18 protein-coding genes are annotated in these 22,652 nt (G+C 57.2%); 14 read left to right on the forward strand and 4 right to left on the reverse strand.

Features of this window, described 5'->3' with window-relative positions:
• Position 1 precedes the first annotated feature (1 nt).
• On the forward strand, positions 2–433 hold the full coding sequence (gene fucU, locus BN3795_RS11400; RefSeq protein WP_068784792.1) for an L-fucose mutarotase: 432 nt from the start codon (positions 2–4) through the stop codon (positions 431–433).
• Positions 434–999: 566 nt separating this feature from the next.
• Here the strand turns inward: fucU and BN3795_RS11405 are convergent.
• Complete coding sequence (locus BN3795_RS11405) at positions 1,000–1,899, reverse strand: transposase (RefSeq protein ID WP_110945179.1); 900 nt, start codon at positions 1,897–1,899, stop codon at positions 1,000–1,002.
• A 400-nt stretch (positions 1,900–2,299) separates the two neighbouring features.
• Here BN3795_RS11405 and BN3795_RS11410 point away from each other — a divergent pair, with 400 nt between their 5' ends.
• The 4 genes from BN3795_RS11410 (at position 2,300) to BN3795_RS11425 (ending at position 7,537) form a co-directional block, all read left to right on the forward strand.
• Positions 2,300–4,393 carry a bifunctional aldolase/short-chain dehydrogenase gene (locus BN3795_RS11410; protein ID WP_110945140.1) on the forward strand — a complete coding sequence of 698 codons (2,094 nt, stop codon included), beginning with the start codon at positions 2,300–2,302 and terminating at the stop codon, positions 4,391–4,393.
• A gap of 99 nt (positions 4,394–4,492) precedes the next feature.
• Entirely contained in the window at positions 4,493–5,221 is a 729-nt protein-coding gene (locus BN3795_RS11415) for a (Fe-S)-binding protein (protein ID WP_068785365.1), read from the forward strand.
• Positions 5,218–6,798, forward strand: a complete 1,581-nt coding sequence (locus tag BN3795_RS11420) for a LutB/LldF family L-lactate oxidation iron-sulfur protein (protein ID WP_232729911.1) — start codon at positions 5,218–5,220, stop codon at positions 6,796–6,798. Before BN3795_RS11415 ends, BN3795_RS11420 begins: the two co-directional genes overlap by 4 nt.
• The gene (locus BN3795_RS11425; RefSeq protein ID WP_068785366.1) at positions 6,791–7,537 is read left to right on the forward strand and encodes a LutC/YkgG family protein; all 747 of its coding nucleotides are present in this window, start codon (positions 6,791–6,793) and stop codon (positions 7,535–7,537) included. Before BN3795_RS11420 ends, BN3795_RS11425 begins: the two co-directional genes overlap by 8 nt.
• Here BN3795_RS11425 and BN3795_RS11430 read toward each other — a convergent pair.
• Positions 7,534–8,289, reverse strand: a complete 756-nt coding sequence (locus tag BN3795_RS11430; RefSeq protein ID WP_068784795.1) for a DeoR/GlpR family DNA-binding transcription regulator — start codon at positions 8,287–8,289, stop codon at positions 7,534–7,536. The two genes, BN3795_RS11425 and BN3795_RS11430, sit on opposite strands and share 4 nt — an antisense overlap.
• Before the next feature lie 258 nt (positions 8,290–8,547).
• Here BN3795_RS11430 and rhaB point away from each other — a divergent pair, with 258 nt between their 5' ends.
• The 8 genes from rhaB to BN3795_RS11475 all read left to right on the forward strand — a co-directional run bounded on the left by rhaB (position 8,548) and on the right by BN3795_RS11475 (position 19,241).
• A complete protein-coding gene (gene rhaB, locus BN3795_RS11435; protein ID WP_068784796.1) occupies positions 8,548–10,005 on the forward strand; it encodes a rhamnulokinase in 1,458 nt (485 codons plus the stop codon).
• A 56-nt stretch (positions 10,006–10,061) separates the two neighbouring features.
• Positions 10,062–11,318 carry an L-rhamnose isomerase gene (rhaA, locus tag BN3795_RS11440; protein ID WP_068784797.1) on the forward strand — a complete coding sequence of 419 codons (1,257 nt, stop codon included), beginning with the start codon at positions 10,062–10,064 and terminating at the stop codon, positions 11,316–11,318.
• A 122-nt stretch (positions 11,319–11,440) separates the two neighbouring features.
• Positions 11,441–12,250, forward strand: coding sequence for a rhamnulose-1-phosphate aldolase (gene rhaD / locus BN3795_RS11445; protein WP_068785367.1), 810 nt, complete (start codon positions 11,441–11,443; stop codon positions 12,248–12,250).
• 615 nt (positions 12,251–12,865) lie between these two features.
• Entirely contained in the window at positions 12,866–14,356 is a 1,491-nt protein-coding gene (gene araA, locus BN3795_RS11455; protein WP_198524699.1) for an L-arabinose isomerase, read from the forward strand.
• 114 nt (positions 14,357–14,470) lie between these two features.
• The gene (locus tag BN3795_RS11460; protein WP_068784799.1) at positions 14,471–15,571 is read left to right on the forward strand and encodes a GntR family transcriptional regulator; all 1,101 of its coding nucleotides are present in this window, start codon (positions 14,471–14,473) and stop codon (positions 15,569–15,571) included.
• Positions 15,572–15,709: 138 nt separating this feature from the next.
• The gene (gene araD, locus BN3795_RS11465) at positions 15,710–16,405 is read left to right on the forward strand and encodes an L-ribulose-5-phosphate 4-epimerase (protein WP_068785369.1); all 696 of its coding nucleotides are present in this window, start codon (positions 15,710–15,712) and stop codon (positions 16,403–16,405) included.
• A 21-nt stretch (positions 16,406–16,426) separates the two neighbouring features.
• Complete coding sequence (locus BN3795_RS11470; protein ID WP_068785370.1) at positions 16,427–18,097, forward strand: ribulokinase; 1,671 nt, start codon at positions 16,427–16,429, stop codon at positions 18,095–18,097.
• Between the two features lie 73 nt (positions 18,098–18,170).
• Positions 18,171–19,241 (forward strand): sn-glycerol-1-phosphate dehydrogenase, encoded by a 1,071-nt coding sequence (locus tag BN3795_RS11475; protein ID WP_110945180.1) that lies wholly within the window; start codon positions 18,171–18,173, stop codon positions 19,239–19,241.
• A 197-nt stretch (positions 19,242–19,438) separates the two neighbouring features.
• Here the strand turns inward: BN3795_RS11475 and BN3795_RS11480 are convergent, their stop codons facing one another.
• Positions 19,439–20,293, reverse strand: a complete 855-nt coding sequence (locus tag BN3795_RS11480; RefSeq protein ID WP_068784801.1) for a LysR family transcriptional regulator — start codon at positions 20,291–20,293, stop codon at positions 19,439–19,441.
• 127 nt (positions 20,294–20,420) lie between these two features.
• Between BN3795_RS11480 and BN3795_RS11485 the strand changes: the two genes are divergently transcribed.
• Positions 20,421–21,335 (forward strand): DMT family transporter, encoded by a 915-nt coding sequence (locus BN3795_RS11485; RefSeq protein WP_068784802.1) that lies wholly within the window; start codon positions 20,421–20,423, stop codon positions 21,333–21,335.
• Between the two features lie 109 nt (positions 21,336–21,444).
• Here the strand turns inward: BN3795_RS11485 and BN3795_RS11490 are convergent, their stop codons facing one another.
• Positions 21,445–22,362 (reverse strand): ArsR/SmtB family transcription factor, encoded by a 918-nt coding sequence (locus BN3795_RS11490; protein ID WP_068784803.1) that lies wholly within the window; start codon positions 22,360–22,362, stop codon positions 21,445–21,447.
• Positions 22,363–22,652 lie beyond the last annotated feature (290 nt).

Below are 22,652 nucleotides of genomic sequence, written 5' to 3' on the forward strand. Positions count from 1 at the left end.
AATGTTAAAAGGCATATCCAGCCTCCTTTCGCCGGAGCTGCTAAAGATTCTGATGGAAATGGGGCATTCGGACGAGATCGTGCTTGCCGACGGTAATTTTCCGGCCGCAAGCCATGCGCAGCGGCTGGTTCGCGGTGACGGCCATGGCATCCCCGAGATGCTGGAAGCGATATTGCCGCTGTTTCCGCTTGACGTCTACGTGGATTGCCCGGTCGCGTTAATGGCGGTTACGCCCGGCGATCCGGTCGAGACGCCGATCTGGGACGAGTATCGCCGGATTGTCAGCCGCTATCACCCCGCAGAACAACTGTTTGAGGAGGTCGAACGGTTCGCTTTTTACGAACGGGCCAAACAGGCGTATGCGATCGTCTCTACCGGGGAAAGGGCGCTGTACGCCAATGTGATCCTGAAAAAAGGCGTGGTTACGCCCTGAGCAAGAGGATACCTCCAATAGAATATCGCAGATAGCAGGGGGGCTTGCCGGAGGGCACGCCCCCTTTTTAGCGCCGGGATAAAGCATTTACTATAATAGAGACCTAGCAGCCTCTAGCAGTAAAAGTAATTTCTTGAGGTTGCGATGCTGCTGCGGGGCGGGACATTATCCGTTGTGGTGTCCTCTTTTGACGATTATCCCGTTTGGTCAGGTAATGAGGTTAATGAGGTTAAAGAGGTAATGAGACAACAGACAAGCTCAGAGAGAGAAATAGGTAGAGCGGAACTAGGTAGATTATAGATAGATTGTAGATGGATTTTGCCAGATTAGAGGTAGACTTAAATAACTTGTCTTGTAGATCGATAGATAATAAATTTTATTAATTTGGACAAAAGGATGATACTGGGTACATGCGAACGTGGGCGCCGAGGGTCGCTATTCGACAAAGGACGCCCGGATTGGTTGAGGCTACTAAAGTTTCCCTGAACGTTCTGTATGCCTCATTTTTCACTTAAAACTACTTAAACTGAAATGCGCACGCCCTGCTGACCTGGACCGCATTACTACTAAGCCGCAGCTTTAAGGTGCGGGTGCCTTCTATGTGTGATCAGTTCGCGGTAAGAAATTGACGGAATCTCCATGCAGATGTGAAGCAACTTTAGTGTCATCTGCTTCATCTCTCCCGATTGGGATTGACGCAGTTGGCGGCGAACGGTGAACTCGTTGAGATACGCTTGCAAATACTTAATCCCTAAAGCTACATACGTTCTCTTCAGGGATTCCCATGCCTCTCTTACGATTCTCCGCAAGGGAGGATATAGACGAAAAGCCAGCGGGAAAGATTGAAACGCCGAGTTATGGGCATCTACATATCTATTTATGAACGCGGTAATCTCGTGGCGGCTTGCCTGTGCTCCGTCTCCCCTCTTCTGCGACACCAAGCGGATCTTCACCTGCTCCGGCTCGCCCGATTCGGTAACCGCACAGCCAGCCACAACCGCAGTGGCATAGGAGTGAGGAAGCCGTTGGTGCCGGAAAGGATCTACCCCATAGTGATCGCTGTTGACTCTCACATTTCCGCTCAAGAGCTCCCGCGCATCAAATTCGCCGAGGGAATACCGAATTTTGTGCAGCATTAACCAAGCGGTCTTATAAGTGACACGAATCACCTGACTCAGCCGCATCGCCGAAATGCCGTCGGGGAGCAGGAACAACTCCAGAGCTTGAAACCACTTTAAAAGGGGCAGATGTGTCCCCTCAAAAATCGTATCAACCAATGGGGATGTCTGATGTGCGCATCTCCTGCACTCAAATAAGGGAATCCGGCGGGAGGTCAAACGGGTACACCGGGTGTATGAGCAGAGGGGACAAACGAAGCCGTTTGGCCACTTCAATGCGACTAAAGCCTCTATGCAGTCCCCTTCACGATGGAAGTGACTGTTGATTTTTGCTATCTCCAGCTTCATCTTAACCCCCACGGCCAATAACCTCCCTGACTCAAAATAGGAACCTGTGTTCGCTTTTCTACATTATACCAAACATACGTTCTCGAAACAAGCAGAAAATTCCACTTTTGATCTTTATCCCAGCTAAAATAATTCATTCAACGTTTCGCACTAGGAAAATCACACTGCCATGCGGCAACTCCTGAATGAAAGGGATAATGATAATTCCAATGATAATACCGTGTGATCATCCGGTGAATCCTGAGCGAAGGGGATAATCATTGAAGAAGGGGCAGGAGGAACACCAAAAGCGGGAAAGCGAAAAAAGTGAGATTTTTTTGTGAAAGCGCTATACCCAAAACAAACCAAATAGTTTAAAATTAAAACAAACAAAAATAAAGAAAAAACCAAACAATCAAAAATGGAGGTAATTATGGTACAGAACTTATGGGATTCATCTAAAGCAACGGTTTTAGCTTCGGGACTGGAGCAGCTTGTCTATCGCTCGAATCTGCTGGGGGCAGATCGTCGGGTATGCAATTGGGGCGGCGGCAATACGTCGAGCAAAACAATCGAAAAGGATTTTCGCGGCCGGGACGTGGAGGTGATGTGGGTGAAGGGCAGCGGCTCGGACCTCGCGTCGATGAAAGCCGGAAACTTTACCGGGCTGCGTATGGACGACATTCGACCGCTGTTTGCGCGGGAAAACATGAGCGACGAAGAAATGGTGGCATATCTCGCAAACTGTATGATCGATGCCAAACATCCGCGGGCATCGATCGAAACGCTACTGCATGCGTTTCTGCCGTTCAAGCATGTGGATCATACCCATCCGGACGCGATCATCAGCTTGTGCTGCGCCGACAACGGCCAAGACATTGCCCGGGAAATCTACGGCAACCGCTTTGTATGGGTCCCTTATATCCGCCCAGGGTTCACTTTGTCCAAAATGATCGCCGAAGGCGTGTTAGCCAATCCGAATGCGGAGCTTGTGCTGATGGAGAAGCACGGGTTGGTGACTTGGGGAGAGACGCAGGAGGACTGCTACGCCAAAACCATTGCCATTATCAATGAGGCGGAGGCGTATATTGAAGCGAAAAGCAGAGCGCAAGCGGCGGAAGGACGCATGTTTGGCGGGTCAGTGGCTGAGCCGCTTGAAGCCGAACAGCGCCGGGCGATCGCGGCAGAGATCATGCCGCTGGTTCGCGGGCTGGCGAGCGGAGAGAAGCCGGTTATCGTCACTTTTGACGACGAGGCCGATGTTCTTGAATTCGCCGGAAGCCGGGATGCCGGGGAGCTGTCGCAGGTTGGTGCGGCTTGTCCCGACCATTTAGTGCACACCAAGGTGGTGCCGCTATTCATCAACTGGAAGCCGGATACGGCTGATGTCGCCAGTCTGAAGGAGAAGCTTCAGGAGGGAATCGCCGACTATAAGGCGCGTTATCAAGCCTACTTTGAACGCAACAAGCAGGCGAATGACGTCATGTTCGACGCGGCACCGCGCGTTATTTTGATTCCCGGAATCGGCATGTTGAACACCGGCAAAAGCTGGGTGAACTCCAAGCTGAGCGGGGCGCTGTACCATCGGGCAATTGCGGTAATGAAAGGAGCAACGGCGCTGGGCCGGTTCGTATCGCTCAGTGAAAACGAATCCTACAATGTGGAATATTGGCCGCTGGAGCTGTACAAATTGTCGCTTGCACCGGCGGAGGCGGAGTTTTCCCGCAAGATTGCGTTTATTACCGGAGGTGCGGGCGGCATCGGCAGCGAAACTGCGCGGCGACTGGCCGAGGAAGGGGCGCATGTCGTACTGGCTGACCTTAACCTGGAAGGCGCACAAAAGGTTGCTGCCGAGATCAATGCCCAATATGGCGAAAATCGGGCGCTGGCAGTGAAGATGGACGTGACGAAGGAGGAGCAGGTTGCGGCCGCGTATGCGGAAGCCGCGTTAACCTATGGCGGTGTCGATATCATTGTCAACAACGCCGGTTTGGCAACGTCCAGCCCGTTCCCGGAAACGTCGCTCCAGGAATGGAATCTGAACATGGCCGTGCTGGGGACGGGGTATTTTCTGGTTGCCCGGGAAGCGTTCAAGCTGATGAAGGAACAGGGCCTCGGCGGCAGCATGGTGTTCATCGGCTCGAAAAACTCGGTTTACGCCGGCAAGAACGTCACCGCTTACAGCTCCGCCAAAGCGTTGGAAGCTCACTTGGCCCGCTGTATCGCAGCCGAAGGCGGGGAGCTGGGCATTCGGGTGAATACGATTTTGCCCGATGCGATTTTACAGGGCTCGGCGATTTGGAATTCCAACTGGCGAAATGAGCGGGCTGCCGCTTACGGCATTGACCCGGACCAGTTGGAGGAGTATTACCGCAAACGGACGACGCTGCAAGTGAACATTTACCCGCGGGATATTGCCGAGGGGGTTGCCTACTTCGCTTCGTCCAAGGCGGCGAAAACAACCGGCTGCATGCTGACGATCGACGGCGGCGTGCCGGCGGCGTTCGTGAGGTAAGGCGGAGGGGATCGAAGAGGGTGAAAGTCTAACGAACCTATGGGAGGTGCGAGAATGGGGCTGCTGAATCAAGTGGACCCGGCAACGGCCGGGGCCGGCATCAAAGTATCGATGTTTGCTACCTGCATCGGAGATGCGGTGTACCCGCGCATTGCGGAAGCGATGACGCGCCTGTTGGCGAGGGTTGGGGTCAGGCTGGATTTTCCGCAGGGGCAAACGTGCTGCGGCCAGCCGGCGTTTAATAGCGGATATTGGGAAGAAGCGCGCCGGTCGGCTTCAACGTTGCTGGAGGCTTTTGCCGACAGTGATTTTGTGGTGGGGCCTTCCGGCTCGTGTATCGGCATGATTCATCACTACCCGAAGCTGTTCGAGCATGATCCGGTTCGGCTGGCCATGGCCGAGGAGCTGAAAGCGAAGTCGTATGAATTTACCCAATTCCTCGTTCAGGTGTTGGGGGTAACGGATCTTGGGGCGTCTTTTCCGCATAAGGTTACGTATCATCCGTCCTGTCACGGCAGCCGATTGCTCGGGATCAAGGAGGAGCCGATGGCCCTTCTGCATAACGTAAGGGATCTGGAGCTCGTACCGCTTCCGTTCGCGGAGGATTGCTGCGGTTTCGGCGGGACGTTTGCGGTGAAAATGGCCGATATTTCCGGAGCGATGGTCACGGAAAAGGCCGACCACGTGCTCGAGACGTCTGCCGAGGTCCTGACCGGGTTGGACATGGCTTGCCTGATGAACATCGCCGGTCAATTGCGTTACCGCCGCCAGCCGGTGCGCGTTATGCATTTGGCGGAACTGCTGTATGAGGGGGTGAGCTTGGCATGAGCAGCGTGAAGGAGCGGGCGGATCTGGCGCTGAACAATGACTTTCTGCGCAAAGCGGTGCGTTTTACGACGGAGCGCTTGCGCGAGGGCAAGCGAATAGCCGCCGAGGACCATGGGAACTGGGAGGAATGGCGGGAGCGGGGGCGGCAAATCCGCCTGCATACGATCGCGCATCTCGATTACTACTTGGATCGATTTGCCGAGCAGGCCCGGGCAAACGGGGCGCATGTCCATTTTGCTTCGACCGGTGAAGAGGCGGTGCGAATTGCTTTGGAGATCGCCGCCCGCAAGCAGGCCAGTTCTGTCGTGAAGTCCAAATCGATGGTCAGCGAGGAGCTGCATATCAACCGGGCTCTGGAGGAAGCGGGGGTGGAGGCGGTCGAAACCGATTTGGGCGAGTATATCATTCAGCTCGCCGGGGAGGCCCCCTCCCATATCATTATTCCGGCGATCCACAAGAACCGGCACCAGATCGCCGAGCTGTTGTCCCGCGAGGCAGGGGAAGCGCTGCCGCCGGAGACGAGCGTGCTGGCGGGGTTCGTGCGCCGGAAGCTGCGGACGAAGTTCCTGGCGGCGGACATCGGCATGACCGGCTGCAACTTCGCGATCGCCGAGACCGGTTCGATTGTGCTGTTCGAAAACGAAGGGAACGCCCGCATGGTATCAACCGTCCCCCAAACGCAAATCACGTTTATGGGCATGGAGCGCATCATCCCGACCTGGAGCGATCTCGAGGTGATGGCGACACTGCTGCCGCGCTCGGCAACCGGTCAGAAGCTGACGGTATACATGTCCGGTATCACCGGTCCGCGCCGTACAGAGGATGGGGACGGCCCGGAGGAGATGCACATCATCATCCTCGACAACGGCCGCTCCGAGCAGCTAGGCGATCCGGAGTTCCAGGAACTGCTGAACTGTATTCGCTGCGGCGCTTGTCTTAATGCTTGTCCGGTGTACCGCCATATCGGCGGCCATGCCTACGGCGGTACGTACAGCGGCCCGATCGGGGCGGTCCTGACGCCGGCGCTCAACAAGAATGTAGCGGAATGGGACGATATCGCTTCGGCCTCCAGCTTATGCGGTGCCTGTTACGAAGCGTGTCCGGTCAAAATCCCGCTGCACGATATGCTCGTCTACTTGCGTCGGCGCAAGATCGAGCGAGGCTTCGGAAACAAGCTGGAGACGGCGGGGATGAAGGGCTTCGCCGCGGTGACGGCAAGCTCCAAACGGTTTCATCGCGCGCTGAAGGCAGGACGGGTCGCTCAGCGAGTTGTTGTCCGCAACGGAGAAATCCCCGTGCGGATCGGCCCGCTCAAAGGCTGGAACCGCTACCGGGTGGCCCCAAGCTTGGCAAACCAGCCGTTCCGCGAACGCTGGGGTACGCTCCAACATGAGCTGCAGGCACCCGTGGCAGAGACTGTGGATGGCGCGGCTGCGCAGGAACGGATGAAGGCAGCGCTGCGCAAGCGTGCAACTGGAGCGGGGGGATGCGGGGAGACGAGGCGAACGCATGGAGCCGAAGATGAGTCATCCAGTGCCGCGAATGTACGGAAAGAAGGTCAAACCCATGATGGATAACGAATATATCGATTGGCTGAAAATGAAGGAAGCGGAAGCGCGGGAGAAGCAGGAGCAGTTCATGGAGCGGATTGCCGGGAAACTCAAGCGGCCGCGGCAGCGGGAGGCGCCGAGCCATCCGTTCAAGGGAGCGCCGTTGTATTGGCGGGAGCTGGATTGGAGCCTGGAGGAGCGGCTGGCTCGCTTTGAGGACCACTTTACGGCGGCGGGGGGGCATGTCGTCCGCATGGCCAATCTCGAAGCGGCCAAAGCGTATATGGTGGCCAAGGCGCAAGCGCTGGGTGCCCGTTATATTCTGCGCCAGGATGATCCGTTGCTGGCGGAGCTCGGGCTCGACGATGCGCTTACCGCTGACGGCGCCCGGGTATCCGTGTGGAACGGGCGTCAGCCCGAGGCGTGGATCGCCCGGGCTGCGGAGGCGGACATCGGCATCGTAGCGGCGGATCATGCCGTCGCCTACACCGGTTCGCTGGTCGTCCGGTCCGCCGCGGAGAAAGGGCGCTCGGTCAGCCTGCTGCCGACGATGCTGTTCGCCATCATCCCCGTGGAACGACTGAAGACCCGCTTGGGCGAGGTATTGGAGACGTTCGACGCGGCCGGGCGCGAGGCTTTGCCCGCCGGCATCCACTTCATCTCCGGTCCGAGCCGTTCGGCAGACATCGAAAACGATTTGACGATCGGCGTACATGGGCCCGGTATTGTGTTTGCGTTGCTGGTCGGGCAAGATGAGGGAAGTTAGTATAACACTTCGATGTTTTTGTCGTGAAGCAGCTGCAACCAGGCATCGGAGGGACGTTGATCGGTGATCAAATAGTCGATCTGCTCCCAGTCAGCCAGTTTGACAAACGCGTTCTTGTCAAACTTCGTGTGGTCGGCCAGCAAAATGACTTTGTCGGCATGGCGGAGCATATGCTTCTTCAGCTCGCATTCCGGTTCATTGGAATCGGAGATGCCTTTGTCCGGCGACATGCCTTTGCAGCTGATGATCGCGGTGTCGACGTTGTACTTCTCCACCGTTTCCTGCGCGGCGGGGCCGACCAGCGACAGGGAACGGGCGCGCAGCGAACCGCCGGTGGAGATGATGTTCAGGTTCGAGCTGGCGAATTCGTGCAAGACGCTGACGGAATTGGTGATGACGGTGACGTTGCTTTTGGAATACAGCGTCTTGAGGAATTCAAAGCAGGTTGAGCTTGGATCAATCATCAGCGTGTCTCCGTCGTTCACTAGTTCGATGGCCTTGAGTGCGATGTCCCGCTTGATCTCTACATTAAGCGTGTTCCGGGTTGTATACGGCAAATCTTCGTTCGTATGCCGGTTGAGCATGGCACCGCCGTAGGAGCGGGTCGCGATCCCTTCTTTTTCAAGCTTCTCCAGGTCGCGGCGGATCGTCTCCTCCGTCACCTCGAACATCCGGCTGAGCTCGGACACCAGCACCCGCTTGTCCTGATGCAGCAAGTCGATGATTTTTTGTTTGCGTTCTGCCGCCAGCATGGCGTTCACCTCGAAATCCGTTCTTAGTGTCAAGACCCCCAGGTCTTGGTTTCCCTCCCATCATAGCGAGAAAAAGGGGCGCTTGGCAACCGTATTTCGGAAATGCGGCGACTTTGACAGACGTTATATTTTCACGAAAAATACAAAAACAGAAATAAAACAACATAGATAATATTTGTTTGTGTTGACTTTGCAAAAAAACAGACATAGGATAGAGGTAAGAACAAGCAGCATTTCAGAGTGAGGAGAGCTTAAGCGATGAGTATTCACGTTGCCGTTGATATCGGCGCCTCCAGCGGAAGGCTCGTACGGGGAGAACTGCAGGACGGTTGTTTGTCGCTGCAGGAAATCCACCGGTTTGACAACGGGTTTTCCGAGCGTGACGGGCATTGTTATTGGGATATCGACCATTTATATCGGGAAATCCTCCGCGGCCTGCAGCAGGCCAAAAAGCTCGGGATTGAGCGCTGCACGCTGGGCATCGATACGTGGGCGGTCGATTATGTCCTGCTGGACGGGAAGGGGAAGCGGATCGGCGAGGTGTACGCCTATCGCGATTCCCGCACACTTGAGGCCGTCCCTCAGGTTCACGCGGTTTATCCGTTTGCGCGGATTTATGAAAAAACCGGCATTCAGCATTTGTCTTTTAATACGTTATATCAATTGTATGCACATGATCGGGAAGAACTGGCGGAGGCCAAGGATATCCTGCTTGTGCCGGATTATCTTTATTATCTATTGTCAGGGCGGAGGATGAACGAACTGACGAACGCCTCGACTACCGCTTTGCTGAACCTGCAAACCCGTGAGTATGACCCGGATTTGCTGGAACTGCTGGGGGTGTCCCGGTCGAAGTTTCCGGCTCTGACGGAGCCCGGAACACGGCTTGGGCCGATCAAGCCGGAGCTGGTGCAGGCTTACGGCTTGCCCGAATGCGAGCTGATCGTCGCGGCGACGCACGATACAGCTTCCGCCGTATTGGGCGTTCCGGCCAGCAGCGCTTCTTGGGCGTATCTCAGCAGCGGGACGTGGTCGCTGATCGGTGTGGAGCGGCAGGCGCCGCTAGCGACGCCGGAAGCGATGGAGCGCAATTATACGAACGAATGGGGAGCATATGGGACGTATCGTTTTTTGAAAAACATCATGGGGATGTGGTTGATCCAGGAGGTCCGCAAGGATTACGGCAAGCAGCACAGCTATGCCGAATTCGTGGAACTGGCTGAGGCCGCACCGCCATTTCGTTCCCTGATCGACTGTAACGACGATCGCTTCCTCAATCCCTCGCACATGACCGAGGAGATTCGGCGATATTGTGCGGAGACGGGGCAGCCCGTTCCGGATACGCCGGGTGAGGTGGCACGGTGCATTTTTGACAGCTTGGCCTTATCCTATGAGGTTTACCTGAGGGAGCTGGGACGGTTGACCGGGCAAAAACCCGAGACGCTGCACATCGTCGGCGGCGGCGCGAACAACGGGCTGCTGTGCCAGTGGACGGCGGACGTGTCGGGCATTCCGGTTGAAGCTGGGCCAACGGAGTCCACAGCTTTGGGGAATTTGCTGGTGCAAATGATCAGCAGCGGCGCGATTCGCGATATCGGCGAGGGGCGCGAGCTGATTCGGCGGTCTTTTCCGATCCAGATCTATGTTCCTCGCGGGACAAATGCTCGCCCAATTGCAGAGGCGCGGAAACGATTCGCGGATTTGCTGGCGCGGTAACGGTTGGACTATCAGGTGGTTAGACAGATGATTTATGCCAAAAGGAGGAGCAGAACATGGACAACACGATTCAAACCAGCTACAACGAGGCGAAAAAACTATACGAGCGGCATGGCATCGATGTCGATGCCGCGCTGGCACGATTGGCTCAAATCAAGGTTTCGCTGCATTGCTGGCAAGGGGATGACGTCAAGGGATTCCTGCGCAAGGATCAGGAACTGGGCGGCGGCCTGGCGGTTACCGGCAGTTATCCGGGACGGGCGCGGACGCCGGACGAACTGCGGCAAGACCTGGATGAAGCGCTGCGGCTGATTCCGGGCCAACATAAGGTCAATCTTCACGCGATTTACGCCGATACGGACGAACAGGTCGAACTTGATGCGCTGGAACCGCGGCATTTTGCCGGTTGGGTGGATTGGGCGAAGGAGCGGGGGCTGGGTTTGGATTTTAACCCGACCTGCTTCTCGCACGAGAAAGCCAAGGACGGGTTCACGCTCAGCCACGCCGACCCGGAGATTCGTAAATTCTGGATCGACCACTGCAAGGCGTCGCGCAAGATTGCCGAATCGTTTGGCCGGGCGCTCGGCCAGCCGTGTGTCACCAACGTCTGGATCCCGGACGGCTTCAAGGACTCGCCGGTGGATCGGCTGACGCCGCGGGCCCGGTTGATGGAGGCGCTTGATGAGGTGTTCGCCGAGCCGATCGACGAGAAGTACAACATCGACGCGGTCGAGAGCAAGCTGTTTGGCATCGGCTCGGAAAGTTATGTCGTCGGCTCGCATGAATTTTACATGGGTTATGCGTTGTCGCGCGGCAAAGCGGTATGCTTCGATGCCGGCCATTTTCACCCGACAGAGACGATCTCCAACAAGCTGTCTTCCTGGCTGTTGTTTGGCCGCGAGCTGCTGTTGCACGTCAGCCGCCCGGTGCGCTGGGACAGCGACCACGTCGTAACGATGGACGACGAGCTGCTGGAAATTGCCCGCGAGCTGGTGCGCGGCGAGCTGTTGGAGCGCACGCACATCGGTCTCGATTTCTTCGACGGCAGCATCAATCATATCGCGGCTTGGGTCATCGGGACGCGCAACACGCAAAAAGCGCTGCTGCGGGCGATGCTGGAGCCGGTCGCTACGCTGAAGCAACTGGAGTTGGATGGCGATTATACGTCCCGCTTGGCGTTGGTCGAAGAATTCAAATCGTATCCGTACGGGGCGATATGGGATTACTTCTGCGCAACGCACGGCGTGCCGGTGCGTGAAACGTGGCTGGCGGACGTCAAGACCTACGAAACAAACGTGCTGTCGGCGCGGTAAGGAGTAAATCGTCGTAATTTGAGGCAATCCGCATTTTTTCAAATACAAGCTTGACCAAAGGAGAGAAACCTACTGTGAGTACGACATTAGCGGAAGTGGAGCAAGGACGGCGGAACCCAAGCATGGAAGTGCCTTTCATCCGGGAGATGGCGGAAATCACGTATCACATGTGGCGGCTGGGCTGGGATGAGCGGAACGGGGGAAACATCAGCTATCTGCTGGACGAGGCAGAGGTAATGAAGCATCTCGGCGGAACCGATTCTGCGGCGGAGCGGCGGAGGCTGCCGCTCGCGTTTCCGGTGAAGGAGCTGGCGGGGCGTTATTTTATCGTGACGGGTTCGGGCAAATATTTCAAAAACGTGATCTCCGATCCGGAAGCGAACCTGGGCGTACTCCGAGTAGCCGAGGGCGGCGATCAGGTCGAGGTGCTGTGGGGCCTGCGGGACGGCGCAGTTCCGACCAGCGAGCTGCCGGCGCATTTCATGAGCCACATCGAGCGGCTGAAGGTGGACCCGGCGCACCGTATTGTCATGCATTGCCATGCGACGCACGCGTTGGCCATGACGTTCGTCCATGAGCTGGACGAGAAGAAGCTGACGAAAACGCTGTGGGAAATGTGCACGGAATGCCTGGTGGTCTTCCCCGACGGCGTCGGCATCGTACCGTGGATGGTGCCGGGCAGCCCGGACATCGGGCGGGCGACCGCGGCGAAGATGCGCGAGCATCGCGTTGTCGTCTGGCCGCAGCACGGGATATTTGGCACGGGAACGACGATGGACGAAGCGTTTGGCTTGATCGAAACCGTGGAGAAGGCGGCGCAAATCTACATGTTGCTTGGCGACCGTCCGGTGCTGCAAAAGATCACCGACGCTCAGTTGCGCGATCTGGCTGCCGCCTTTGGCGTGACTCCGCAGCCGGGGATTTTGGGATAGGGATCACAGCGGAGCGGCGAATCCTAGAAGCAGCAGCGGAAGACATCTTCCTTCGGGGGATGTCTTCTTTTTGCTGTTCTTTTGAAGAAGATGAAGATATGTGTTCGGCGGACGCTTTACACCATTATCCCCTTTGATCAGGCAGCAGGGAAATGGACAAAAGCTTGTCTTAACTCAGGGACGCCTGTCCCCCCTACGCCGGTAGCCGACTCCTCCTGAACGAAAGGGATAATCTTGAAAAGAGGGGGGCAGTCTTCTTCTTGCCGACCTTTTGAAGAAGATGAAGATATATGTCCGGCGGACGCTTTACACCATTATCCCCTTTGATCAGTCAACATGGAAATGGATTGAAGCTTGTCTTAACTCAGGGGCGCCTGTCCCCCTACGCCGGTAGCCGACTCCTCCTGAACGAAAGGGATAATCTTGAAAAGGGAGGGCTGAGGGAGGAGCAGGAGGAGGGTGGCAGGAGCGAACCCGCTATTGCCTTTTGAGCCGGAGGGAAGTAGAATAAGGTTAATCCAACTTGTACGTACAATATGAGTGAAATTGTCGAAAATTCAAATAAGGTATGTACAAGTTAACAAGCAGTTATTTCCGATTAGGAGGCGCTTTGGCATGATGAAATTGAAACCGCATTCTTTCTGGTTTGTGACCGGCAGCCAGCACTTGTACGGCCCTGAAACGCTGGAGGAAGTGGCCGCCCACTCCCGCATTATTGCAGAACAACTGGACCAAGATCCGGCGATCGGTTTTCCGGTGGTTTTCAAGCCGATTGTGACGACTCCGGACGAAATCTACAAGCTGATTTTGGCCGCTAATGGCGACGAGACCTGCGCGGGAATTATCACCTGGATGCACACGTTCTCGCCAGCCAAGATGTGGATCGCCGGTTTGTCCCAGCTGCAAAAGCCGCTGCTGCATTTCCATACGCAGTTTAACCGCGATATTCCGTGGGAAACGATCGACATGGACTTCATGAACCTGAACCAGTCCGCCCACGGCGACCGCGAGTACGGCCATATCGGCGCCCGACTCGGCATCGCCCGCAAAATCGTCGTCGGCCATTGGGAAGACGGCGAAGTGCGCAGCTCGATCGCCGGCTGGATGCGGACGGCAGCCGCTTACGCCGAGAGCCGTCAGCTCAAGGTGGCCCGCTTCGGCGACAACATGCGCGAGGTGGCGGTGACCGAAGGCGACAAGGTCGAAGCGCAAATCAAGTTCGGCTGGTCGGTCAACGGGTACGGCGTCGGCGATTTGGTGCAGGTGCTGAGCGAAGTCAGCGACGCAGAAGCCGCAGCGCTGCTGAAGGAGTACGCGGAGCAGTACGCGATTACCCAAGCGGGCTTAAGCGATGGTCCGGTGCGCGATTCCATCGCCTATCAGGCGAAGCTTGAAATCGCTATGAAGCGGTTTCTGGAGCAAGGCGGATTCGGCGCGTTTACGACGACGTTCGAAGACCTGCACGGACTTAAGCAACTTCCGGGTCTGGCCGTGCAGCGGCTGATGGAAGCCGGCTACGGCTTCGGCGGCGAAGGCGACTGGAAAACCGCGGCCCTGACGCGCGTGCTGAAGGTGCTGGCGAACAACAAGAGCACGTCCTTCATGGAGGATTACACGTATCATTTCGAGCCGGGCAACCATATGATTCTCGGCGCGCACATGCTGGAGGTGTGCCCGACGATTGCGGCGACGAAGCCGACGATCGAGGTGCATCCGCTGGGCATCGGCGGCAAAGCCGATCCGGCGCGGATCGTGTTCGACGGCCAGGCCGGTCCGGCGGTCAACGCTTCGCTGGTCGATCTGGGTCATCGCTTCCGGCTGCTGGTCAATGTGGTGGACGGCGTGAAGGTGGAGAAGCCGATGCCGAAGCTGCCGGTGGCCCGCGTATTGTGGAAGCCGCAACCTTCGCTGCGCGAGTCGGCGGAAGCGTGGATTTTGGCCGGCGGGGCGCATCATACGGTGCTGTCTTACGCGATTACAGCCGAGAACCTGTCCGACTGGGCGGAAATGGCCGGCATTGAAACGGTGATCATCGACAAGGATACCTCGGTACCGCGCTTCAAGAATGAGCTGCGCTGGAGCGATGCCGCTTATCGGCTGCGTTAATCGAAGCTTTTAGATAAGGGGGGATCAGTACCAGCCCTCTGCGTTCGCCCGGCCTATGTTACAATAACGGGGAGTACAAAAAGAACGGCGGCATTGGTGAAGGGTGGACGAAACATGAATGACCGAAAAATTCCGAAATATATGCAGCTCAAAAACGAATTGCTGTCCTGGCTCGAGCAAGGAAAACTTCAGCCCGGGCAGCAGGTTCCTTCGGAGAACGAAATTGCGGAGCAGTTCGGCTTAAGCCGGCAGACGGTTCGGCAGACGTTCGGAGAGCTGGAGAAAGACGGCTGGCTGGAGCGCATCCAAGGCAAAGGCACGTTCGTCCGGCATCCCGGGCGGCGGGAAGGCGAAGCGGTCAAGACGATCGGGATAATGACGACGTATATTTCGGATTATATTTTTCCCCATATCGTTCGGGGGGCGGAAGCGGAGTTGCGCCAGCACGGGTATCGCCTGCTGCTGTCGAGCACGGACAACACGAAGGAGAAAGAGATGGACAGCCTGCAGCTCATGACGAGCCAGCCGCTCAGCGGACTGATCATCGAGCCGACGAAAAGCGCGGAGGGCAACCCGAATTTGGGGTATTTTTTGGAGCTGCAGGAGAAGGGCATTCCTTATTTGATGATCAACGAAAAATATCATGAGCTGGAATGTCCTTGCCTGAAGGTGAACGATGAGGCGGGGGGGCGGAAGGCGGCGCGTTACCTGCTAGAGAAGGGGCATCGGCAGATCGCCGGGTTCTTCAAAAGGGATGACCTGCAGGGCGTAAACCGGCTGAAGGGGTTCCTCTCCGCCCATCGGGACTTTGGGATCACGGTGTCGCCACAGCATGTGGTGACGTTTACGACGGAGCAAAAAGGGGATTTCGTCTACCAAAAGGCGCTGGACCTGCTTCAAAAAATGTCGGATACGCGGCCAACGGCGCTGGTATGTTACAATGACGAGCTGGCGGTGCTGCTGATGGACGCCGCAGCCGCCTGCGGCTTGCGGGTTCCCGAGGACTTGTCCGTTATCGGCTTCGACGATTCCAGCCTGGCGGCGGCCTCGGGCACGAAGCTAACGACGCTGACCCATCCCAAAACGGCGATGGGCGAACTCGCCGCCCGCCAGTTGATCGGAATGATCGAGCGGGGGGAAAGGCCGGACGATACGGTGTTTGAGCCGGAGCTGATTGAACGGGATTCGGTGCTGGAGCGGACGGAGTCGAAATAAACTGGAACGAGGCAACTTGGCGGTGTCATCGTCCTGCTGAAGTTTGGCGGGGCGGTGCCGCTTGGAGTTGAAGCAGGTGCTTGGTAACTTGTACGTACCTTTTTTAGGATGGGATGAGGAAAGGGGTTGGATCAAGCGATGTTGGAAGCCTTAAAGCAGCAGGTGTGGGAGGCCAATCTGGAGCTTCCGAAGTATGGACTGGTCACGTTTACGTGGGGGAATGTCAGCGGGATCGACCGGGAAAGCGGACGGTTCGTCATTAAACCAAGCGGCGTGCCGTATGAGGATTTAAAGCCGGAACACATGGTCGTCGTCGATCTGGAAGGGAACGTGGTGGAGGGGAACCTGCGTCCGTCCTCCGATACGCCGACACATCTTGTGCTGTATCGCGAGTTTCCCGACATCGGCGGGGTCGTGCATACGCATTCCCCTTGGGGAACCAGCTGGGCCCAGGCGGGGCGGGCGCTGCCGGCGTACGGAACGACGCATGCGGATTATTTTTACGGTGAGATTCCGGTGACGCGGCCGATGACGCGGGAAGAAATCGAAGGCGCTTACGAGCTGGAGACAGGCAATGTGATCGTGGAGCGGTTTGCCGAGCTGGGGCTGGATCCGAACCGGGTTCCCGGGGTGCTCGTGCATTCGCACGCGCCGTTCGTATGGGGCAAGGACGCGCATAACGCCGTCCATAATGCGGTTGTGTTGGAAGAGGTGGCGAAGATCGCCGCCCGCATGTTGCAGATTCATCCGGATACGCCGGCGATGGATCAGACGCTGCTGGATCGGCATTTTCTGCGGAAGCATGGAGCGAATGCCTATTACGGGCAGAAATAACGGGGAGGGATCACGATGAGTATCGGAAAAAAATACACGATCGGCGTCGACTACGGCACCCAGTCCGGACGCGCCGTGCTGGTCGATCTGTCGGACGGCCGGGAGGTCGCCGACCACGTTACGCCGTATCCGCACCACGTCATCGACGAGCGGCTGCCCGGCTCCGGAATCAAGCTCGAGCATGATTGGGCCTTGCAACATCCCGGCGACTATATTGAGGTGCTGCGGCGCTCGGTGCCTGCGGTGCTGAAGGAATCGGGGATCGATCCGGCGGATGTGATCGGGATCGGGATCGATTTTACCGCCTGCACGATGTTGCCGGTGGATGCGCAGGGTCAGCCGCTTAGCTTTGATTCGGCGCTGGCCGACAACCCGCATAGCTGGGTGAAGCTGTGGAAGCACCATGCGGCCCAGCCGGAGGCCGACAAGATCAACGCAATTGCGGCTGCGCGGGGAGAGGCGTTTTTGCCGCGGTACGGGGGGAAGATTTCCTCCGAGTGGATGATCGCCAAGGTATGGCAAATCCTCGATGAAGCGCCGGAGATCTACGAGAAGGCCGACCTGTTCCTGGAAGCGACCGATTGGGTGATCGCGCAAATGACCGGCAACATCGTCCGCAACAGCTGTACGGCGGGCTATAAAGCGATTTGGCACAAGCGGGACGGGTATCCGAGCAAGGCGTATTTCACGGCGCTGGATCCCCGGCTGGAGGATTTGACGGATACGAAGCTGCGCGGCGATGTGATTCCGCTCGGAACGAATGCGGGCGGGCTGCTGCCGGAGATGGCCGAGATGATGGGCCTTGCGCCGGGGATCGCCGTGGCGGTGGGCAACGTGGACGCCCATGCGGCTGTGCCGGCCGTTGGCGTCGTTACGCCGGGCAAGCTGGTGATGGCGATGGGCACCTCGATTTGCCACATGCTGCTGGGGACGGAAGAGAAGCAGGTGGAAGGCATGTGCGGCGTGGTCGAAGACGGGATCATCCCGGGCTTGTACGGCTACGAGGCCGGACAGTCGGCCGTGGGCGACATTTTCGAATGGTACGTTGAAGAAGCGCTGCCGGCGTACGTGAAGGAAGCGGCCGAGAAGGAGGGCCTGAATGTACACCAATGGCTGGAGCGGGAAGCCGCCGCATACAAACCGGGGCAAACCGGCCTGCTCGCGCTCGATTGGTGGAACGGCAACCGGTCCGTGCTGGTGGATACCGATTTGACCGGCTTGATGCTGGGGATGACACTGCTGACCAAACCGCAGGAAATTTACCGGGCGCTGCTGGAAGCTACCGCCTTCGGCACGCGCAAAATCGTCGACGCGTTCGATCGGAACGGCGTGCGGGTGGACGTGTTGTACGCCTGCGGCGGGCTGCCGCAGAAAAATCGCCTGCTGATGCAGATCTATGCGGATGTGACGAACCGCGAGATTTTCGTGGCGGATTCCAAGCAGACGCCGGCCCTCGGCGCGGCGATGTTCGCGGCGGTAGCCGCAGGCGCGGAGGCTGGCGGGTACGATTCGATCCTGGACGCGGCCGGGAAAATGGCCAGGGTCCAGGAGGAAACGTTCAAGCCGATTCCGGCGCACGTGGAAGTGTACGAGAAGCTGTACCAGGAGTACAGCAAGCTGCACGACTACTTCGGCCGCGGCGAAAACGACGTGATGAAACGGCTGAAGCGGATCAAAAAAGCTGCGGAGTAAGCGTGTGGGTGCGGAGCGACGGATCAACGGTTAAATTGCAGGAAGTTGATGGATGGCCCAAGGAGGGGATACCATGCTGCAAGACAAGGTATTGGAGCAGTTGAAGGTGATTGAACTAGAGCGGGGGGCAATCCGGAAAGTCGCCCCTTATTTGCGGGAACAAGGTTATGAACACGTCCTGCTGGTGGCGGACGATCTTACGTATGCGGCGGCGGGGGAGCAGCTATCGGGTTTGCTTGCGGCCGAAGGCGTCGATGCGCGCGTCTGCCTCATTCAACCGGACGCGCAGGGGGACGTGGTGGCCGACGAGATTGCGATCGTCCAACTGCTGCTGGAGGTTCGCCCGGAGGAGACGGCCGCGCTGCTCGCGGTGGGCTCCGGGACGATTCACGACATCGTCCGGTTTGCCGCCCACAAGACCGGCAAGCCGTTCGTCTCGGTGCCGACGGCGCCGTCCGTGGACGGCTTCACCTCCGCGGGTGCGCCGCTCATCCTGCGCGGGGTCAAGAAGACGGTACCGGCTGTTCCGCCGGTTGCGATCTTCGCCGACCTCGACGTCCTGATGGCGGCCCCGCAGCGGCTGGTCGCCGCGGGTTTTGGCGATATGCTCGGCAAGTACACCAGCCTGTTCGATTGGAAGTTCTCCCGCCTGACGGCGGGGGAACCTTATGACGAACAGGCGGCGGCGATTACCGAGCGCGCGCTTTTGAGCTGCGTGACGCACGCCGAGGCGATCGGCGCGCGCACGGAAGAAGGGATCCGCGCCTTGATGACGGCGCTGATCGAATCGGGCATCGCCATGCTGCTGTTCGGGCAGTCGCACCCGGCCTCGGGCGCCGAGCACCATCTCTCCCATTACTGGGAGATGGAGTACCTGCGCCTGGGCCGGCGGGCGCTGCTGCACGGCGCCAAAGTCGGCGTTGCCTGCGCCGAGATCGCCCGCGCGTACCACGCCGCGGGCGAAGGGACCTTCCCGGGCGCCGAGCCCGCGGCGCTCCGGGAACACGGGGAGCAGGTCCGCGCCTGGCTGCGGGACCTGCCCGGCGAAGCCGAGNAGCTGTTCGCGCGCAGCCTGCGCGAAGCCCACCGGGTGCGCGACCGCCGCACGTTGCTGCGGGCGCTGAACGAGGCGGGGCAGGCCTAGCGCGCGAACCGTTCGCGGCCGGGCCAGGCGCCCCGGCCGCGCTTAAATGCGCCGGCGGGACCTCACGAAGGGGTCCCGCCGGCGCGTTTAAGCGAAATAGCGGTAATAAATCACCTTATTTCCGCCGGGAACCCCGGTTTCTTCGGAATAAGGTGATTTTTTGTCGCGATTCATGGCCTTGGGCTTACCCGAGTCTCTTATCCTACCCCCAGCAGCTCCATTAAAGCGCGAAGCGCACTGGTGGGATGGGCGTTTTTGCGGTAGAGGAGTTCGGTCTTCATGTGCCGCATCGCCTCCGGAACCTCGTGGATTCGCACGGTGCCGTCCTGCTCCGGCTTCTCGGCGACGATCCGAGGAACCAGCGAGATGCCGAGGCCGGCCGATACGCCGCCGAGGATGGCTTCCAGCGTGCCGAACTCCATCGTGCCGACGTAAGTTCTGCCGCGAGATTGCCGCATCTCCTCCAGCATTTCGCGGTAAGTGCAGCTCTGGCTGTAAACCAGGCTCGGTTTCGCCAGGGCCTCATCCAGGCTGGCTATGCCCGGTGGAGAGATGACGACAACCTCCTCGTCGAACACGGGGATGGAGGCCAGATCTTCATGGCGGTACCGGAAACTGCCAAAGGCCACGTCCAGCTCATATTGCAGCACCTTCTCGGCCAGGCGGTCGGAGAAATCGGTCGTCAGCGTTAACTCCACCTTCGGATACATTTCGTAATATCGGCTCAGCAGCTTGGGCATCCGCACCGCCGCCGTCGTCTGCGTCGAGCCGATCGTAAGCGGGCCGGCAGGTTCGCCGGAGAAGGAGAGCGCCGTCGTCGCTTCGTCCAGCAGACCGACGATTTTATCGGTGTAATCCAGCAGCGTTTTGCCGCTGGAGGTCAAGGTCATGCCGCGGTTATGACGGTAAAACAACCCCGTTCCAAGCTCCGATTCCAACTGCCTGATGCGGGCGGTTACGTTGGACTGCACATAACCCAGCCGGTCGGCGGCTTTCGTGATGGACCCTTCCCGGGCAACCGCTTGAAAGATTCGTAAATCCGTACTCTCCATAGCGGGAGTCCCCTTTCCAATAAGGTATCACTAAAAATGATATCAGATATCTTTATCAATCATTATACATAATGGCATACCTCCCTTACAATACAAACATGACTTACATCACGGGAGGAAGAACTTCATGAACATTTACAAATATACAGGTTTGCTGCTGTTAACCACCTTCTTGATGGGGACGGCCTACCCTGTTGCCAAGCTGGGGTTGGGGTATACAACGCCCCTTATGCTCATGGGGATCCGTTTCTTGTTCGCCGGGGGATTGCTTGCCTTGTTCAGCGCCAAAAGACCGCAGCCCCAAGGAGCCAGAGCCTGGCTGCAAATCATGCTGCTCGGCTTGTTTCAATCGGCCGGGGTGATGGGCTTCACGGCCTACAGCATGCGGTGGATCACCTCCGGGGAGTCGGCGATCATCTCGAGTACCAGCCCGCTGATGCTGCTCGTTTGGGGGGCGTTGATGGGCACCGCGTACCGCGTTAGGCAATGGTTCGGCGTGGCGATCGGTTTTATCGGCGTGGTGATCACCTTCGGGGCGCATCTGAGCCTGGATCCCGGCACCTTGCTTGCGCTCGCTGGAGCCGTATGCTTCACCGTCGCCACGTTAATCATTAACCGAATCGGCCCGGCGTTCGATAAAAGCGTCCTGGCCGCCTACCAAATGCTGGTGGGCGGTATCCTGCTGCTGATCCTCAGCTTTGCAGGAGAGCAGCCCGCCTTCGAACTGAACTTCACGTCGGGCTGGGTGGTCGTATGGATGGTCTTGTTCTGTTCCATCGTTCAATTTACGTTATGGTTCTATTTGCTAAGCCATAGCGATCCGGGCAAAACCAGCTCGTTCCTGTTCCTCGTACCGATCTTTAGCCTACTTTGCAGCTGGCTGCTGCTTGGCGAGCACATCGCTTGGTACGTTTACGTGGGCGGGGCCCTGACTTGTGCAGGCGTCTTCCTGGTGAATTGGCAGGGGAACGGCAAGCCGCAAGCCGAGGAAACAAAGGCAGCAAAGGCACCGAATCCGCTTCGAATGAAGGAGGAGATGTAAACATGAGTTACCGGGCAAACTCTCACCGTCGACAACGGTCAGCCCCTGTGAGTTTATCTTGCGCATGACAAACAGCAGCCACCAGGTCAACCTGATGGCTGCTGTTCGTTTATTCCTCCCTTACATCATACAGCACCCGGGCCAACAGATCCTGGCTGTAATTGCCGAAATTCCGGCCGAAGATGGTCAACCCCCGCTTGTTAATCGGCTTGTCGGTGACGGCGATGCGAAACGTCAGCTCGCTCTTGAAATCCAGGTTAATCTGTTCCAGCGTGACGTCAGAGATGCGGCAACCGTCGATAAAGCTGCCTTCGTTGTTAATGCGGATCAGCTTCAGCATCCCGTATTGGTTCAGATGCGGCGGCCACCAATCCGGGTTAAACGTCCCGCGCGCATCGCCGAAATCGCCCGGACTCGTCCAGAAACCGATTTCGACGCCGTTCAAATAGAAATAGATGTCGGACGGATAGTTGTCGCAATAGCCGGGGGCCTCCGAACCCAGCTCCATCGAAAATTGAATTTCCCGGAACGTCTGATTCGGCTTGAGGTAGTTCGGAATGCGGTATTCCAGGAAACCCTCGGACAACCATATGATCTCCGAATCGATCCGCTGCGGATCGGCGAAGTATCGGGGATCGTCGAAGTCGCCGATGATGCTGTCTTTTGTGGCGAGCCCGCAGGTCGGAACCGCCTGATAGTTGCTGTAGTGGCCCACCTGGATTTCCACTTCATATAAGTTGTCGACATCTTTGCTCCGCAGGTCGACCATCAACTTGTCTTTGTTCAGATAACATATTTTCTGGATGCCGTGTTTGCCGACGGTCGTATTGATTTCAATCAGGCCGCTCTCCTCGAGCTTCTTAATGTGCATCGTAATGGCCCCGTTGCTCAACCCCAGCTTGGTGGCCAGGTCGTTCAGATTTAAGGCTTGGTTCTTCGCCAGCAATTCGAGGATTTGAATCCTGATCTCGGAGCTTAACGCTTTAAAAATATCGATCCCGCTCATCAAATCCTTAATATAGATCATCGGATAATCGAACCTTCTTCCAATAGGATTATGGATTGTTTTATTTTAGATAATTATAAACTAACTCAGTCGTTTAAGAAAGCATCAAATCAAATAATGTAAATAATGTTCAAAAAATAGCTTAATTTTGTAATAAATTCACAATTATATTTAGAATAATCTAAATCAAATTTCAGGAGTTTATTGAAAATACAATTGTTTTACACTGTTTTTCATGCGGTTTAGCATCACTTATTTAATTAACTTTACAAAAACATAAAACAGTTTAGATAAATATATTTACAAGCTAA

Source organism: Paenibacillus phocaeensis, from assembly GCF_900021165.1.
GTDB classification, from domain to species: Bacteria; Bacillota; Bacilli; order Paenibacillales; family Paenibacillaceae; genus Fontibacillus; species Fontibacillus phocaensis.

What these genes read in the sequence shown, in the direction of transcription:
- BN3795_RS11405 (WP_110945179.1), bottom strand. Translation starts at nt 1,899, where the DNA reads ATGAAGCTGGAGATAGCAAAAATCAACAGTCACTTCCATCGTGAAGGG.
- BN3795_RS11485 (WP_068784802.1), top strand. Translation starts at nt 20,421, where the DNA reads ATGAACATTTACAAATATACAGGTTTGCTGCTGTTAACCACCTTCTTG.
- BN3795_RS11410 (WP_110945140.1), top strand. Translation starts at nt 2,300, where the DNA reads ATGGAGGTAATTATGGTACAGAACTTATGGGATTCATCTAAAGCAACG.
- rhaD (WP_068785367.1), top strand. Translation starts at nt 11,441, where the DNA reads ATGGAAGTGCCTTTCATCCGGGAGATGGCGGAAATCACGTATCACATG.
- BN3795_RS11430 (WP_068784795.1), bottom strand. Translation starts at nt 8,289, where the DNA reads ATGCTGGCGGCAGAACGCAAACAAAAAATCATCGACTTGCTGCATCAG.
- BN3795_RS11460 (WP_068784799.1), top strand. Translation starts at nt 14,471, where the DNA reads ATGAATGACCGAAAAATTCCGAAATATATGCAGCTCAAAAACGAATTG.
- BN3795_RS11420 (WP_232729911.1), top strand. Translation starts at nt 5,218, where the DNA reads ATGAGCAGCGTGAAGGAGCGGGCGGATCTGGCGCTGAACAATGACTTT.
- rhaA (WP_068784797.1), top strand. Translation starts at nt 10,062, where the DNA reads ATGGACAACACGATTCAAACCAGCTACAACGAGGCGAAAAAACTATAC.
- BN3795_RS11480 (WP_068784801.1), bottom strand. Translation starts at nt 20,293, where the DNA reads ATGGAGAGTACGGATTTACGAATCTTTCAAGCGGTTGCCCGGGAAGGG.
- rhaB (WP_068784796.1), top strand. Translation starts at nt 8,548, where the DNA reads ATGAGTATTCACGTTGCCGTTGATATCGGCGCCTCCAGCGGAAGGCTC.
- BN3795_RS11425 (WP_068785366.1), top strand. Translation starts at nt 6,791, where the DNA reads ATGGATAACGAATATATCGATTGGCTGAAAATGAAGGAAGCGGAAGCG.
- BN3795_RS11490 (WP_068784803.1), bottom strand. Translation starts at nt 22,362, where the DNA reads ATGATCTATATTAAGGATTTGATGAGCGGGATCGATATTTTTAAAGCG.
- araA (WP_198524699.1), top strand. Translation starts at nt 12,866, where the DNA reads ATGATGAAATTGAAACCGCATTCTTTCTGGTTTGTGACCGGCAGCCAG.
- fucU (WP_068784792.1), top strand. Translation starts at nt 2, where the DNA reads ATGTTAAAAGGCATATCCAGCCTCCTTTCGCCGGAGCTGCTAAAGATT.
- araD (WP_068785369.1), top strand. Translation starts at nt 15,710, where the DNA reads ATGTTGGAAGCCTTAAAGCAGCAGGTGTGGGAGGCCAATCTGGAGCTT.